Raw genomic sequence first — 13,806 nt, 5'->3', positions numbered from 1 at the left:
TCTCGGAGTGGAGATAAAGACGGCTATCTCTGAAGTGGATGATATTGACTGTTGTCGTTGCTCTTCGGGAATCGCTACGGTGCGTGTGACGCCGTCCCGGTGTCGACAATGGTAAACGTGGGGAGCCGATGGGCAGGGATGGCGCTTTCGAGTCGCTCACCGACGTCCTCGGTGACCGGGGTGCCGCCGCTCTGATCCGCTGGGCCGGCCAGGAGAACCGGTCGGTGCGGCTGACCAACCCGCGCTGGACCGCGAGCGGCTACACCGGTGCCGTGCTGGCCGCGATCATCGTCGGTGCCCCGGGGGAGCCCGATCGCCAGGTGATCGTGAAGGTCTGCCCGCCGGGGCAGTACGCCGAGGAGACCGTGGCCCACCGGGAGGCCCTGGCGCACAGCGATCGTGCCTTCTTCGCCCAGCACCTGGTGGACCTCGCCTTCGAACCGTTCCCGATCGACGGAGGCGATCCGGGCGATGCATCTCGGCGGCTGGCGCTCGCAGTATCTACTGTCGGTCGTCGCGACGGCATTGCGGTTCACGTCGTTCGCCAGCGTGAGCGACGAGGGCCGATGGTGGTTCTTCCGGTTGGCCGGCAACGCCGGAGGTGAGTTCCTTCGGAAGCATCATCGGTACGCGCCGCAGGCGGCGGTGACGCTGCGCCGCCCGCTGTCCTGGCCCCGGTCGGCGGGTGACGTCGGTGACCTGTCGGAGGCCCGTATCGACGACGCGAGCCGAGCGGCCCTGGCGGAGCTGCTCATGAATTTCCCAGTTGACGCGCTGAGGCGGGCCGCCGCTGACATGATTGGCCCGCGGGGCGGGGTGCAGCTGGCCGGTGCGGATCTCCCGGCCGTGCTCCGGGCCGTGGAACGGGCTGTGGAGCCGGTGACCGGCGTGATGCCGATACTCGGCTTCGCGGAGCGGCTGGCGCATGCGTCTACCGGTGCGCTTCAGCGACGTCTGCACGGCTGGGTGCTGATCGCGGGGCGCCCGATATACCCGGATGATCGTCTCCGTGAACTTTGTTGGTTAATAGGGAAAACGTTCGCCGACTCCTTCGTGAGTCTCACGGAAGAGGCTGCATCGGACCTCCAAGATCGCGGGGGAGTAGATCCGATTTCGTCCGACAACAGACTGCCAGGAGGATCCGCGGTGTTGGCCCCGTCATCGGTTTCGTCACCCTCGACGGCGTCACCCGTCGAAACCCCGCGCCCCATCCGCGGTGGGCTCCCGCCCAAGAACCCGGACTTCACCGGGCGGGAAGGCCTGCTGTCGATGCTCTCCGAGATGCTGGCGGCGAGTTCGACCGTCTCGGTCGTCCCGCAGGCCCTACACGGACTCGGTGGCGTGGGAAAGACACAGCTGGCGGCCGAGTTCGCCTACCGGCACGCGGACGAGTACTGGCTCGTGTGGTGGATGACGGCAGAGAGCGCGACCCAGGTGCGGCAGTCCTTCGCCCAACTGGCGCTGCGGCTCGGCATCCCGGTTGGCCAGGACATGAAGCAGACCTCGGCGCTGGTGCTCGAAACGCTCTCCGCCAGCCCGTTCAACTGGCTTCTGGTGTACGACAACGTCGAGAGCCCGGAGACGCTGGCCGATCTCGTCCCGTCGACCGGCGTTGGCCACGTCATCGTCACATCGCGCAACAACGCCGCCTGGTCGGCCCGGGGTAACGCGATCGAGGTCGATGTCTTCGAGCGATCGGAGAGTATCCAGCTCATCCGCCGGCACGGCCGGGCGATCGACGACGACAGCGCGGACCGGCTGGCCGACAAGCTCGGTGACCTGCCCCTGGCGCTGGAGCAGGCCGCGAACTGGCACGCGACCACGGGCATGCCGATTGCGGAGTACCTCGAGCTGCTCGACGCCAACCTGGAGGAGTTGCTCTCCGAGGGCAAGCCGATCGACTACCCGCAGACGATCTACGTGGTCCTGAAGCTGGCCGTGCACCGGCTCCGTGCCGAGATGCCGGCCGCCGCGGAGCTTCTGGAGTTGTTCGCGTATCTCGGCCCGGTGCCGATCTCGGTGACCACACTGCGGGCCGGGCGGGGCGGCGGACTCAGCGGGAACCTGCAGCAGGCCCTGGACCGGCCCATCGATCTGAACCGGGCCATCCGCGAGGTGCGGCGCTTCGGCCTCGCCAAGGTCGACGAGGGGCAGCGTGTCCAGGTCCACCGGTTGACCCAGCGGGTACTCCGGACGGAACTCCTCCAGGAACGGCTGCGCCAGAGCCGGGAGAACGCGCAACGGCTTCTCACGTACGCGAATCCCGGGTACCCGGACGACCCCGACAACTGGCCCATGCTCAGCGAGGTCGCGCCGCACATCGACGCGGCTGAGTTGATCGACGCTGAGGAGCACACCGCCCGGCTGGTCGTGGTCGACCAGATCCGCTACTTCTTCGTGATCGGAGACTACGAGGCGAGCCGGGCTCTGGGCGAGGTCGTGGTCGACCGGTGGACGAACGGCGGGCCGGGACCGGACGACGAGTTGACCCTGATCGCGCAACGGCATCTCGCGAACGCGTACCGGCTTCTCGGGGAGACCGGCAAGGCCCGGCGGCTGGGCACCGACACCTTCGAACGGCTGCGGCGGGACCCTCGTTTCGGTGAGGACCACGAACACACCCTCTACACGGCGAACCTCCTCGGCGTGGACCTCCGTTTGGAGGGCCAGTTCGCCGAGGCGCTGATGGTGGAGGAGGACAACGTCGCGCGGCATCTACGCGTCCTGGGCTCGGACGAGCAGGCCACCTGGCGTGCGCAGAACAATCTCGCGGTGAGTCTCCGCCATCTGGGGCGCTTCGCGGAGGCCTCGGCCGTGGACGAGGAGATCCTGCGGCGATGGCGGAAACAGGTCGGCGAGGGCGATTCACGGACCCTGCTGTGCATGGTGAACCTCGCCCAGGACTATTACGGGGAGGGGCGCTACCAGCAGGCTCTCTCGCTGATGCGTACCGCCGTTCCGCAGTTGCGGGACATGCTCGGCCCACGACACCGCGATCCACTGATGGCGGGACGGACGCTGACCATGGCGCTGCGGAAGTCGGGGTTCTACGCGGAGGCGCGGGACAACGGCCGTCAGAGCTATCGCGACCATTACACGCGTTTCGGGTCCCAGCACGAGCAGACGCTGGCGGCCACCATCGGCTACGCGAACGCGCTGCGTTGTTGCGGCCGCCCGTCGGAGATCACCGAGGCCCGTACCCTGTTGCGGGAGGCCGTCGATCACTACCGGGAGGCCTTCTCGGCGATGCACCCGCTCGCGCTGGCAGCCAAGGTCAATCTCGCGCTGGTGCTGCGGTCCGCGGGTGATTTCGCCGACGCGCGGCAGGTCGACGAGAACGCCCTGGCCGGTCTCACCGTGGCACTGGGCGAGCGGCACCCCTACACGCTGGCGGCATCGAGCGGGCTGGTGGAGGATCTCGTGCACGCCGGTGCCACCGAGGAAGCGGAGAGGCTGGCCTGGTCGACGTACCAGCTTTCGATCGAGGCACGGGGTGCGGCGCACCCGGACACGCTGGCCTGTGCGATCAACGCGGCCCTGCTCAGGATGGACCGGGACGACTCGGCGCAGGCGCTTTTCGACGAGACGCTGACGATGATGAGCCGGGTGCTCGGCGCGGACCATCCGGCGACCCTGGACGCCGTCCGTGGTCAGCGAGCTGACTGTGACATCGAGCCGCCGCGGGTGTGACGGATCAACTGGGCTCGCCCTCTCGACGGCGAGCCCAGGCGGCGCGTGACACCGCGATCCGCGCGGTAGCCGTGGCGTCGTACTCGGGGCGTACCGCGACGCCGGCAAGGTCTGCGGAGCGGTGGCGCAGCACCGCCACGAAACGCTGTCCCTGTGGTGTCAGCCCGGGCACGTCCGCAAGCGTTTCGAGGACCTCGGCGAGCTGGGCTCGCCGTAGGGCGAACTCGTGCCCCGCCGGCTCGCCGCCGATGTCCGCGGCGAGGAACGACCGCAGGGTCTCGGTGACCGCGAGGAACGCGAACGTCCCGTGCAGTACGCCCAGCAGGGGTCTCGGGTCCGGCCGCCACGGCGCGAAGTAGGTTGCGGGTGAGCCCGGCTCAGACAGCACGGTGAACTCGAGCAGGCCGTTGAGCAGAGAATGGGACCACTCGTGCACCAACGTGAGGGCGAGACTGATGCCGTCCTCCGGAGTGGTGGCCGCGAGCGTGCCGAGGGCGTCGACGCAGCTGACGCTCCGCCCACCGGCTGTCGATGGCGGGCCGAGCGGGACGAGGACGCGGAGGCCGCCGCCCACCTGAGCGGCCATGGCCGGGACGTGACGGCGCAGTAGGGACCACGCCTCCCGGAAGGCCGTCTGCCAGCGCGCGAACTCGGCGTCCGGGAGTGGTCCGCACGGCGGCACATCGAAGCTGTCCCGGCAGGGATCCCGGTCGTCGACCAGTAGCCGGATGCCCTGCGCGGTCAGGGCTCGGACCGGATCCCACCGGGATCCCGCCTCGTCGACCGTCGTGCCGGCGACGTCGATGTGCAGGCCGCTGTCGACACGGACGACCGCGACGGATCCGGTCTCGGCACCGGGAACGGAGACGGTGCCCAGGGTCGGGAAGTGCAGGCTCCCACCGAGAACGGGCAGGCGTAGCTCGGTGCGGATCCCCGTGTGCCGGGCGGCCGCCGTGGCCAGGACGCCGAGGCGATGATGCGCCGTATCGGCAGGAGCATGGTCGAGCATCCGGGCGGTCCAGGCACCGAGCCACCCGGACCGGAGCACCGCCGCGGTCGCGATGGGATCGCGGCGCTGCGCCGCATCCAGCACCGCGAGAGCGTCCGCGCCGGGTCCGGCCGCCGCGCCGTTCTGCCTCAGGACGTGCGCGGCGAGCAACCGCAGTCGACTGGTGTCAGCGGCGTAGAGGGCGTCGATGACCTGAGGGCCGGGCATCCCCCAGGCGATCGAGGTGAGCTGGGCGGACGACAGCCGGTGCCGTTCGGCGAGGGCCGTCACCGGGGAGGGAGACTGTTCCAACCGGCGACCACGTCGTGCCGGTGCTCCCGTTCCGCGAGTAGCCGCTGGACCGAGGCGGCCACCTCGGAGTCCGGGTCGTGGAGGAGTTCGAGCAGGGTTCGCCCACTGACGTCGGCCGCGGCCGACTCCGACGTCTCGAGTTCGGGACGCGGCTCTCCGGGAGAGGATTGACGCACGGAACCCTCCTTGCGGTTCGCACCGGCCTGCGGGGCCCATGCTGGGGCATCCTCGGCAGGCCTGGCTCTCCGTACTGTAACCATCGCGGTACGTCTATGGCGACGGTTGCCCGGGTGGGGTGGACGGTGGTGGGACGGGATCGGCGGACCCGGCCAGATCCGTCACCTCGCGCTGGAAGTCGACGCGGTCGCGGGGGCGGAAGTGCAGGAAGAACCAGTCCGGGACGCGGGCCTGGGTGCGCCGCGTGGCAAGAAGGACATCCTGCACCTGGCGGGCCAGCACGGCGGGGTCACCGGGTGGGACGGGCCGGTGCGGGCGGCCCGGGAAGCGGCCGGCGACCAGGGCGAGTACCCGGGAGCGGGTGGCCGCGGTCTCGGCCTGGCGGCGGTACAGGTCGGAAGCGGTCAGCAGCATGCCCAGGGCCGGGACGAACCAGATCACCAGCAGGCGGCCGAGCGGCATCTGCAGCAGGACGCCGAGCAGCACGCCGGCGAGCGGCCAGCCGATCAGGACCGCCAGCACGGTACCGGCGAAACGACGGCGTATCCGGGCGCCCCAGGATCCACACGGTGAAGCCGAGGCCCTGCGCCAGTGCCCAGCCCGCACCCAGAGCGGCCACCGGCGTGGCCAGCGCGGGGAGCAGCGCGGCGCCGATCGAGGTCAGGGCGACCAGGATCGACATGACGATCCTGGTGCCCTCGAGGCGCTGGGCACGGGCGTGGGCGGCGCTCATGGCGCGTGCCAGGGTGAGGATCTCGGGAGTGTTCTGCCGATCGGCTATCGGGGACTGAGGCGCGGGCATCCACATCCCTTCCGTGGCTCGACCCTTGTCACGGTCTCACGGGAGGGCGGAAGGTCACCAGGTCAGGCCGGTGCGGCCGGGGTTTGTCCAGGCGGCCGCCCGGGCGCAGGATGCGCAGGGCGGCGGCCGGGCGGTGGGACAGGGCCGGTGGGACAGGGCCGGTGGGCGGCCTCAGACGGTGAGGACGGCCGCGCGGATCATGTCGTGATGTCGGGATAGGGGCGGGTGACGTGGGCGAGGGCCGCCCCGTACGCCTTCTGGTATTCCAGCTCGGTGGTGTTGTCGCGCTCGAACATGGCGATGAACAGCGTCAATGTCAGGAACGGGTGGGCGCCCAGCTCGAACAGTTTCACGTGGTCGTGGGTGATCAGCGCGGTCCGTTCCTCGTCGGTGAAGGCCAGCCACGTGCTCGCCTCGCCGGTGTGGCAGTTCAGGAGGGAGTTCGCGATGGTCGACTCCCACCACGGGACCAGGTCGGCGGGAGCGGAACGGTATCGCTCGACCAGGTCGGGATCGCGGTCGACGGTGAAGAGGAACTTGTTCAGCAGGTACCTGCTCATGCGACACCACCGTTCGGGTACCAGGTGAAGTAGGCCTCCATGGTGTGGAACAGGTCGAGCGTGTCGACGTAATCGGCCTTCACCCCGGCCCCGGCGACACCCATCATCAGCATGAAGTCCATGAATCCGTGTGTGGCGTTCCCCGGGTCGTGCAGGCTGTCCAGGGTCACCTCGCGCAGGCAGCCGTCCAGGTCGCCGTTCGCGATCCATTCGACGGCCTTCGCGTCGAAAGCCGGGTCGGGGCCGTGCGGGCCGAATTGCCGCGGGCCGCCCAGCTCCAGCGAGAGGTGACCGGTCCCGATCACCGCGACGCGCAGGTGTGACGGCCACTGCTCGATGATCGTCCGCAGGGCCTCACCGAGCTGCACGAACCGCTGTGGGCGCGGCAGCGGCGGCGCGAAGATGTTCGTGTAGATCGGCACGATCGGCAGGTCGGCCTCCGGGCGCAGCGTGATGATCGGGCAGGTCACGCTGTGGTCGATGCGCAGTTCGTTGCTGAACGCCAGGTCGAAGCCGGCGTCCAGGCCGGAGCGCAGGATGTGCCCGGAGAGGTCCTCCTGGCCCTTCAGGAGCATCCGGGGCAGGCCGAACTCGCGCTCCTCGTTGTACCAGTTCGCGTCGTAGACCGGTGCCTTGCCGACCAGGAACTGCGGCATGTTGTCCAGCCACAGCTGGTGGAAGTGATCGGAGCCGACCATCACCAGGACGTCCGGATTGGCGCGGGTCAGCGTCTCCCGGAAAGCGAGGATCTTCCGGGTCCACTCGTCCGCGAAAGGGGGCCGGTCCGCACCCGTCGCGGTGCTGGCCCGGTAGTAGAAGGGATGGTGTGTCGAGGCGATGACCGCGACGATGCTGGCCATGACGAATCCTCTCTAAGCCTCGTAGACGGCGTTCCGGTCGACGGTCATGTAGATCTGGTTGGCGATCGGGCGCCGCCGTTCCTCGGCGATCTGCCCCAGCAGTCCGGCGGCGCGCGCCAGCAGAGCGAATCCGCGCAGCATCTCCACCGGCAGACCGAGGTCGGCGAGGGCCGCACCGCACACCCCGGCACCGTTCAACGGCAACTTCTTCTCGTGTACGGCGGCAATCGCCTCAAGGAGTTCGAGGTGGGGTCCGTAGAGCCCTTCCTCCTTGGCGATCCCGATGAGGACCGGCGTCCTCGGGTCCTGCACTTTGTGGACCGGATGCCCGAGCCCCGGAATGCGCCCGGGCGTGGACGCGATCACGTGACGAGCGAGTTGGCCGACGTCGGGAGAAGTGGAGGACGAGAGCGCGGCGGCGAGGAATACACCGGTGTCCTCGGTGACTCCGAGAAAGCGGGAACCGCCGCCGAGAAGGCCCGCCGCCATCGCGCCCTGCAACGAATCGGGCGCCGACAGATAGGTCAGCCGCGCCGCGATCGCCGTCGGGGTGAACCCGTGATCGGCGAGGGCGACCAGTACGGCTTCGAAGACGCGTACCTCGCCCTTCGTCGGACGGCGTCCCGCGACCAGCCAGAACGCGAGCTCCCCGAAACCGACCTTCCCCATCAGGTCGGCCGCGAGATCCTGCCCGAGCAGAGAGATCGAGTCCCGGTCGGAGGTGCCGAGGCCGGTCGGGAATCTCAGTCCCGGGTCTGCATTCAGCTCAGTAGCCATGCACGGATCTCCTCACCGTGTTCGTTCAGTCCGGGCGGCGGCAGTTCGTAGCTCGGCGGCGTGGCCGAGAACGTGATCGGGTTCCGGGTCGACGGAATGCCGCCCGCGTCGATCACCGGCTCCAGACCCAGCTCTGCGGCGTACGCGAAACCGCCGTTGACGGTGTTGATCGGTGCGCAGGGCACGCCGGCGGCGATCAGGTCGCGGAACCACTCGTCCTTGGTGCGGGTGGCGAGCCGCTCGACCAGGATCGGTCGCAGCTGCTCCCGGTTGGCTGTCCGATCCTGATTACGCCCGAAGCGGGGGTCGGCGACCAGCCCCGGTAGGCCCAGGACGGCGCAGAGCTTGGCGAACTGGCCGTCGTTGCCGGCGATCACGATCAGCTCGCCGTCGGCGGTGGGCAGCGGCTCGTACGGGAAGAGGCTCGGGTGCGCATTGCCCATCCGGTACGGGATCGTGTCCCCGGCGACGTAGCCGCTGGAGTGGTTGACCAGCCCGGAGAGCGCCGAGCTGAGCAGGTTGACCTCGACGTGCTGCCCGCGCCCGCCGGTGGTCCGGTGGTGCAGGGCGGCCAGGATGCCGATGCTCGCGTGCATGCCGGCCATCACGTCGAAGACCGAGATCCCGGCGCGGTACGGCGACCCGTCCGGATCACCGGTGAGGCTCATCAGCCCGGAGATCGCCTGCACCATCAGGTCGTACCCGGGCATCGAGGCACCCGCCCCGGAGCCGAAGCCGCTGATGCTGGCGTAAACCAGGCGCGGGTTAAGCGCGGCAACCGAGTCGTAGTCGAGTCCGAAACGGGTCAGCCCGCCGGGCCGGAAGTTCTCGATCAGCACGTCCGCGCGCCGGGCCAGCTCACGTGCGGCGGCCAGGTCGTCCGGGTCCTTGAGGTCGAGCGCGATCGAGCGCTTGTTCCGGTTGACGCCGAGATAGTACGTCGAGACGCCGTCGCGCACCGGTGGCATCCAGGTCCGGGTGTCGTCGCCGCCGGGACCCTCCACCTTAATCACCTGCGCGCCCAGATCGGCCAGGAGCATCGTCGCGTACGGCCCGGCGAGGATCCGGGAGAAGTCGGCGACGAGCAGCCCCGCGAGAGGCCCAGTCATATCTACCGCCCGTTCTGCGGACACCTGTCCGCCAGAACAGATTCCTCGCTCCGACCTGCCCTGTCAACGCCCGGTTGATGTCGCCGAAACATGCCCTTGACATCAAAGGTGACCGGGGCCACGCTGAGCGAACCGCGCTGCCCGCACAGCGGACAGTAGTCCGAAAGAAGGTGACGATGAGCGCAATCTTCCGCAACGGCCTGGTGCTCACCATGGACGACACCCGTACGGTCCTGCCCGGCGCCGACGTTCTCGTGGTCGACGGGAAGATCGCCGAGATCGGGTACGGCCTGAGCGCCCCGGAGGGCGCCGAGGAGATCGACGCGACCGGCGGCATCGTGATGCCCGGCATGATCGACACGCATCGGCACATGTGGCAGACCGCGATGCGCGGCTACGGCGCCGACTGGACCCTGACCCAGTATTTCGTCTGGTATTACCTGGAATCGGGCAAGCTCTTCCGGCCCGAGGACGTCTACGCCGGCAACCTGCTCTCCGCGATCGAGGCCCTGGACGCCGGGGTCACCACCACCGTCGACTGGTCGCATGGGCTGCAGACCCCGCAGCACGCCGACGCCGCGGTCGACGCACTCGTTGCCGTGCCGGGCCGGTTCGTCCTCGGGTACGGCAACATCCAGCAGGGGCCGTGGGAGTGGTCCACCTCGGATGGCTTCCGGGACTTCTTCCGGCGGCGGATCGACGGCGGGAAGCTGGCCGGGTTCCAGCTCGCCTTCGACGTCACCGGCGACCCGGCGTTCCCCGAGAAGGCCGCCTTCGAGACCGCCCGTGAGCTGGGCGTCCCCGTGACCACGCACGCCGGGGTCTGGGGCGCCACCAACGACGACGGCATCCGGCTGATGTACGAGAACGGGTTCATGACCCCCGGGACCGTCTACGTGCACGCGACCACGCTCGGGGCCGACTCGTACCACCGGATCGCGGCGACCGGCGGCTCGGTCTCCGTCTCGACCGAGAGCGAGCAGAGCGCCGGCCAGGGCTACCCGCCCACCTGGCAGCTGCGGAAGTACGGCATCCCGGTCTCGCTCTCGATGGACACCAGCGTCTGGTGGAGCGGCGACCTCTTCTCCGCGATGCGCACCACGCTCAGCGCCGACCGGTCCCGCGAGCACCTGGAGGCGCACGCCGAGCAGAGGACGATCACCAACCACCACCTGCGCGCCGAGCACGTCGTCGACTGGGCCACCCGCGGCGGCGCCCGCGCGCTCGGGATGGACTCAGCCGTCGGCGCGCTCACCCCGGGCCGCCAGGCGGACATCGTGCTGATCAAGAACGACGCGTCGCCGGTGATGTTCCCGGTCCTCAACCCGTACGGCCACGTCGCCTTCCAGGCCCAGCGCGGCGACGTGCACACCGTGCTGGTCGGCGGGAAGGTCGTCAAGCGGGACGGGAAGCTGGTCGGCGTGGACCTCGCGGCGGCCCGGGCCAAGGTCGAGGCGACCGTGTCGTACCTGCGGGAGACGATGGGGGAGGAGGCCTGGGCGCGGGGGATGAATCCCGATGTCCCCGAGGCCGAGCTCTTCGACAATCCCTATCAGTACACCCAGTGGGACGCCGGAACCGCGCAGTGGAAGCATGAGCCGGGTGACTGACACCGGAAGGGGCGCGGGGCCCGACTTCATCGAGGCCCTCGCGCGTGGCCTCGACGTCCTGCGCTCCTTCCGACCGGGGGAGCCGTCGATGACGCTCAGTGAGATCGCCGGGCAGACCGGCCTGGCGCGACCCACCGTGCGGCGGATTCTGATCACCCTGGAGACGCTCGGGTACGTGCGCGGCGCGGGCCGGGGGTACGCGCTCACCCCGCGGGTCCTCGACCTCGGGATGGCGTACGTGCACTCGCTGAACATGTGGGAGGTGGCCCGCCCGCACATGGAGAAGCTGGTCGCGGCGACCAACGAGTCGACGTCGATGGCCCAGCTGGACGGCGGCGACATCGTCTACGTCGCCCGGGTCGCCGTTCCGAAGATCGTCACGCTCGCCGTCTCGATCGGCACCCGCTTCCCGGCCGCCGCCACGTCGATGGGGAAGGTGCTGCTCGCCGCGCTGCCGCCCGCCTCGGTACCGAGCGTGCTGGCCGAGGCGTCACGCTCCGGGATCACCGCGCGCTGGCAGCCCACGCCCGCGGAGCTCTCGGCGTCGTTGCGCGAGGTCCGGGCCAAGGGCTGGGCGCTCGCCGACCAGGATCTCGCGCCCGGCATCCGCTCGGTCGCCACCGGGGTCCGCGACGGCGAGGGCCGGGTGGTCGCGGCGATCAACGTGACCGTGCACGCGGCCGAGACCTCGGTCGACACGCTGATCGAGGAGCACCTGCCGAAGCTGCTGCGCACCGCCGCGGACATCGGCCACGACTGGACCCTCACGGCGTCGATCCCCGCGGCCACCGTCCGCGGCGAGGTCCCTGCCGCGCTCCCGCCTGCCTTTTGAGCGTTTCGGGTACGCCGTGGCGCGTACCTCCGAAGCAAGAGTGACCTGAACGCCTGGCGTGCGGCAGGCGGGGTTAGCATCGTCGGATGTCTGAGCGGGTTCCCCTGTATCGCACGCTCACGGTGCTCGGGGTGGCGCTCGTGGCCGGGGCCGGGCTGCTCTTCGGGAAGCCGGCGCAGTCGGAGTCGACGCAGCCGACACCGCTCGCGGTCGCCTGGCCGGAGGCGGAGCGTGGCAGTCTGCCGGCCAAGCTGACGGACGGTAGCGAATACACGCCCGGCCTGTTTCTGGACGCGAAGACCTCGGCCGGGACGGCGCGGACCGACGGCACGCTGCGGCTGGTGATCCGGCGGTCCGGTGGTGACGTACGCGTGCTGCGCACGGTCCCGGAGGCCGGGCACGCGCCGTTCGCGGCGCTGACCAGCTCGGGCGACACACTCGTCTGGGTGGAGAGCGTGAAGGGGAAGGCGCAACTCTGGACCGCCTCGCTGACCGATGAGGCCCCGGCACGGATGGTGACCGCGGACGTCGGGGACGTGCGGTTCTACGACTCCACCGACGACCTGGTGATCGACGGCGGCAGCGTGCACTGGGTGGCGGCGGGCAGCGGGCAGAGCACCGAGTTCCGCTCGATCAAGCTCACCGGCGGTAAGGTCTCGTCGACCACCGCCAAGGGTGACTGGCGGATGACCACCTGGCCGTGGGCGGTGGACGGGCAGATCGCCGCGTCCGGGACCACTTCGCTGCGTAACCTGACCACCGGGCAGGACATCGCGGTGCCGACCGGGAAGCGTACGGTGACCGCGTGCAGCTCGGCCTGGTGCCAGCTGGTCTCGATCAACCAGGACGGCTACGCGAAGATGGAGCTGTCCCAGCCGGACGGCTCGGCCCGCCGTAAGGTCGCGGAGGGTGACGTGACCACGGGGATCACCGACGTCGCGGTGCTGGACCGGTTCGAGATCATCGCGCAGGTCGGCACGCAGGCGGAGCTGAGCGGCAACGCGGAGCTGCTGATCTACGACCTCAGCGATCGCAAGACCGTGCTGGTCAGCCAGGACGCCGGCAACATCACCTACCGCGGCGGCGTGCTCTGGTGGTCGACCGGCGACCAGTCGTCGTACATCCGCAACAGCCTGGATCTCCGTACGGTCAACTGAACAGCTCCCGGGCCCGGTCCACCAGGACGGCTACCGTGCGTGCCGGGTCGTCGCGGCGGACGTGCAGGCGCAGCGTCGCGGGCGGGGCCTCGTGCAGCGGGACGAAGGCGAGGCCCGGACGCGGGAACATCTGGATCACCGAGGCGGGGGAGACGGCGATGCCGATCCCGGCCGCGCACATCTCGACCAGTTCCTCCAGGTTGGTGGCGGTGGCCAGGACCTTCGGGGTGCCCGGGATCAGCGCGAGGATGGCCGCGAACCACTGCTCGTTCTCCAGGCCGTGCGGTCCGCAGATCAGGCTCTCGGCGGCCAGGTCGCCGAGGCGCAGACGGCGGCGCTCGACCAGCGGGTGGTTCTCGTGGGCGACCACCACCAGGCGCTCCTGCCAGAGGTCGTGCGCGACGATCCCGGCGATCCGCCGGGCCGGGCCGATCTCGGCGAGCACCGCGGCGTCCAGGTCCCGGCGCAGCAGGGCGTCGTAGGGCGGTTCGAAGCCGAGCTGCCGGATCCGCCAGTCGACGCCCGGCGCGGTGGACCGGGCCCCGGCGAGCAGGGCGCGGAACTGCTCGCTGGACGCCATCACGCCGACCACCACGGTCGAGGCGGTGTCCGGCCCGGTGGCCCAGGTGACGACCTGATCCATCGCGGTCACCGCCCGGTGGGCGAGCGGGAGTAGCTCGCCGGCCGCCGCGGTCGGCTGGACGGTGCGCGGCGTGCGGACGAAGAGCGGGCGGCCGAGACGGCGTTCGAGCAGGGTGATCTGTTCGCTGACGGTGGACGGGCTCAGGTGCAGGCGCCGGGCCGCGCGGGTGAAGTTGAGCTCCTCGGCGACCGCGACGAAGCAGCGCAGGTGTTGCACGGTGAGATCCATTTCGTCGTGATCGTAACAACGAGCGTTCGGTGCGACCGAACGCTCGTGCGCTCATTCCCGC

The 13,806-nt window shown here is 69.9% G+C and carries 13 protein-coding genes and 1 pseudogene; 5 read left to right on the top strand and 9 right to left on the bottom strand.

Features of this window, described 5'->3' with window-relative positions:
- The first annotated feature begins 128 nt into the window (after nucleotides 1-128).
- Together AB0M08_RS29660 and fxsT are read left to right on the top strand one after the other, a co-directional pair.
- Entirely contained in the window at nucleotides 129-605 is a 477-nt protein-coding gene (locus tag AB0M08_RS29660; RefSeq protein WP_364500130.1) for a hypothetical protein, read from the top strand.
- A complete protein-coding gene (fxsT, locus tag AB0M08_RS29655; protein ID WP_364500127.1) occupies nucleotides 550-3,690 on the top strand; it encodes an FxSxx-COOH system tetratricopeptide repeat protein in 3,141 nt (1,046 codons plus the stop codon). Before AB0M08_RS29660 ends, fxsT begins: the two co-directional genes overlap by 56 nt.
- Nucleotides 3,691-3,694: 4 nt before the next feature.
- On the opposite strand, the gene AB0M08_RS29650 is transcribed toward fxsT, so the two are convergent.
- The 8 genes and pseudogenes from AB0M08_RS29650 to AB0M08_RS29615 form a co-directional block, all read right to left on the bottom strand.
- Nucleotides 3,695-4,990 carry an HEXXH motif domain-containing protein gene (locus tag AB0M08_RS29650; RefSeq protein WP_364500125.1) on the bottom strand — a complete coding sequence of 432 codons (1,296 nt, stop codon included), beginning with the start codon at nucleotides 4,988-4,990 and terminating at the stop codon, nucleotides 3,695-3,697.
- Entirely contained in the window at nucleotides 4,966-5,166 is a 201-nt protein-coding gene (locus AB0M08_RS29645; RefSeq protein ID WP_364500122.1) for a hypothetical protein, read from the bottom strand. The genes AB0M08_RS29650 and AB0M08_RS29645 overlap by 25 nt, the downstream gene beginning before the upstream one ends.
- Before the next feature lie 94 nt (nucleotides 5,167-5,260).
- Nucleotides 5,261-5,773, bottom strand: coding sequence for an S-4TM family putative pore-forming effector (locus tag AB0M08_RS29640; protein WP_364500119.1), 513 nt, complete (start codon nucleotides 5,771-5,773; stop codon nucleotides 5,261-5,263).
- A pseudogene (locus tag AB0M08_RS29635) lies at nucleotides 5,741-5,969 on the bottom strand (S-4TM family putative pore-forming effector); the annotation flags it as partial. The gene AB0M08_RS29640 and the pseudogene AB0M08_RS29635, both read right to left, overlap by 33 nt.
- A 197-nt stretch (nucleotides 5,970-6,166) precedes the next feature.
- Nucleotides 6,167-6,529, bottom strand: a complete 363-nt coding sequence (locus tag AB0M08_RS29630; protein WP_364500116.1) for a hypothetical protein — start codon at nucleotides 6,527-6,529, stop codon at nucleotides 6,167-6,169.
- The gene (locus AB0M08_RS29625) at nucleotides 6,526-7,389 is read right to left on the bottom strand and encodes an extradiol ring-cleavage dioxygenase (RefSeq protein ID WP_364500114.1); all 864 of its coding nucleotides are present in this window, start codon (nucleotides 7,387-7,389) and stop codon (nucleotides 6,526-6,528) included. The genes AB0M08_RS29630 and AB0M08_RS29625 overlap by 4 nt, the downstream gene beginning before the upstream one ends.
- Nucleotides 7,390-7,401: 12 nt before the next feature.
- Nucleotides 7,402-8,166 carry a citryl-CoA lyase gene (locus AB0M08_RS29620; RefSeq protein ID WP_364500111.1) on the bottom strand — a complete coding sequence of 255 codons (765 nt, stop codon included), beginning with the start codon at nucleotides 8,164-8,166 and terminating at the stop codon, nucleotides 7,402-7,404.
- Nucleotides 8,151-9,275, bottom strand: coding sequence for a CoA transferase (locus AB0M08_RS29615; protein ID WP_364500109.1), 1,125 nt, complete (start codon nucleotides 9,273-9,275; stop codon nucleotides 8,151-8,153). Before AB0M08_RS29615 ends, AB0M08_RS29620 begins: the two co-directional genes overlap by 16 nt.
- Nucleotides 9,276-9,451: 176 nt before the next feature.
- Between AB0M08_RS29615 and AB0M08_RS29610 the strand changes: the two genes are divergently transcribed.
- The 3 genes from AB0M08_RS29610 to AB0M08_RS29600 all read left to right on the top strand — a co-directional run bounded on the left by AB0M08_RS29610 (nucleotide 9,452) and on the right by AB0M08_RS29600 (nucleotide 12,874).
- A complete protein-coding gene (locus AB0M08_RS29610) occupies nucleotides 9,452-10,885 on the top strand; it encodes an amidohydrolase family protein (protein ID WP_364500107.1) in 1,434 nt (477 codons plus the stop codon).
- On the top strand, nucleotides 10,878-11,717 hold the full coding sequence (locus AB0M08_RS29605) for an IclR family transcriptional regulator C-terminal domain-containing protein (RefSeq protein ID WP_364500104.1): 840 nt from the start codon (nucleotides 10,878-10,880) through the stop codon (nucleotides 11,715-11,717). Before AB0M08_RS29610 ends, AB0M08_RS29605 begins: the two co-directional genes overlap by 8 nt.
- Nucleotides 11,718-11,803: 86 nt before the next feature.
- Nucleotides 11,804-12,874, top strand: coding sequence for a hypothetical protein (locus AB0M08_RS29600; RefSeq protein WP_364500101.1), 1,071 nt, complete (start codon nucleotides 11,804-11,806; stop codon nucleotides 12,872-12,874).
- Here AB0M08_RS29600 and AB0M08_RS29595 read toward each other — a convergent pair.
- A complete protein-coding gene (locus AB0M08_RS29595; RefSeq protein WP_364500098.1) occupies nucleotides 12,867-13,745 on the bottom strand; it encodes a LysR substrate-binding domain-containing protein in 879 nt (292 codons plus the stop codon). The genes AB0M08_RS29600 and AB0M08_RS29595 overlap by 8 nt on opposite strands.
- Nucleotides 13,746-13,806: the final 61 nt, after the last annotated feature.

The sequence above is a fragment of the Actinoplanes sp. NPDC051851 genome, assembly GCF_040681165.1.
In the GTDB taxonomy this organism is placed as follows: Bacteria; Actinomycetota; Actinomycetes; order Mycobacteriales; family Micromonosporaceae; genus Actinoplanes.
Note: the sequence above shows the minus strand (reverse complement) of the source record. Positions and strands in the feature narration are given on the sequence as shown.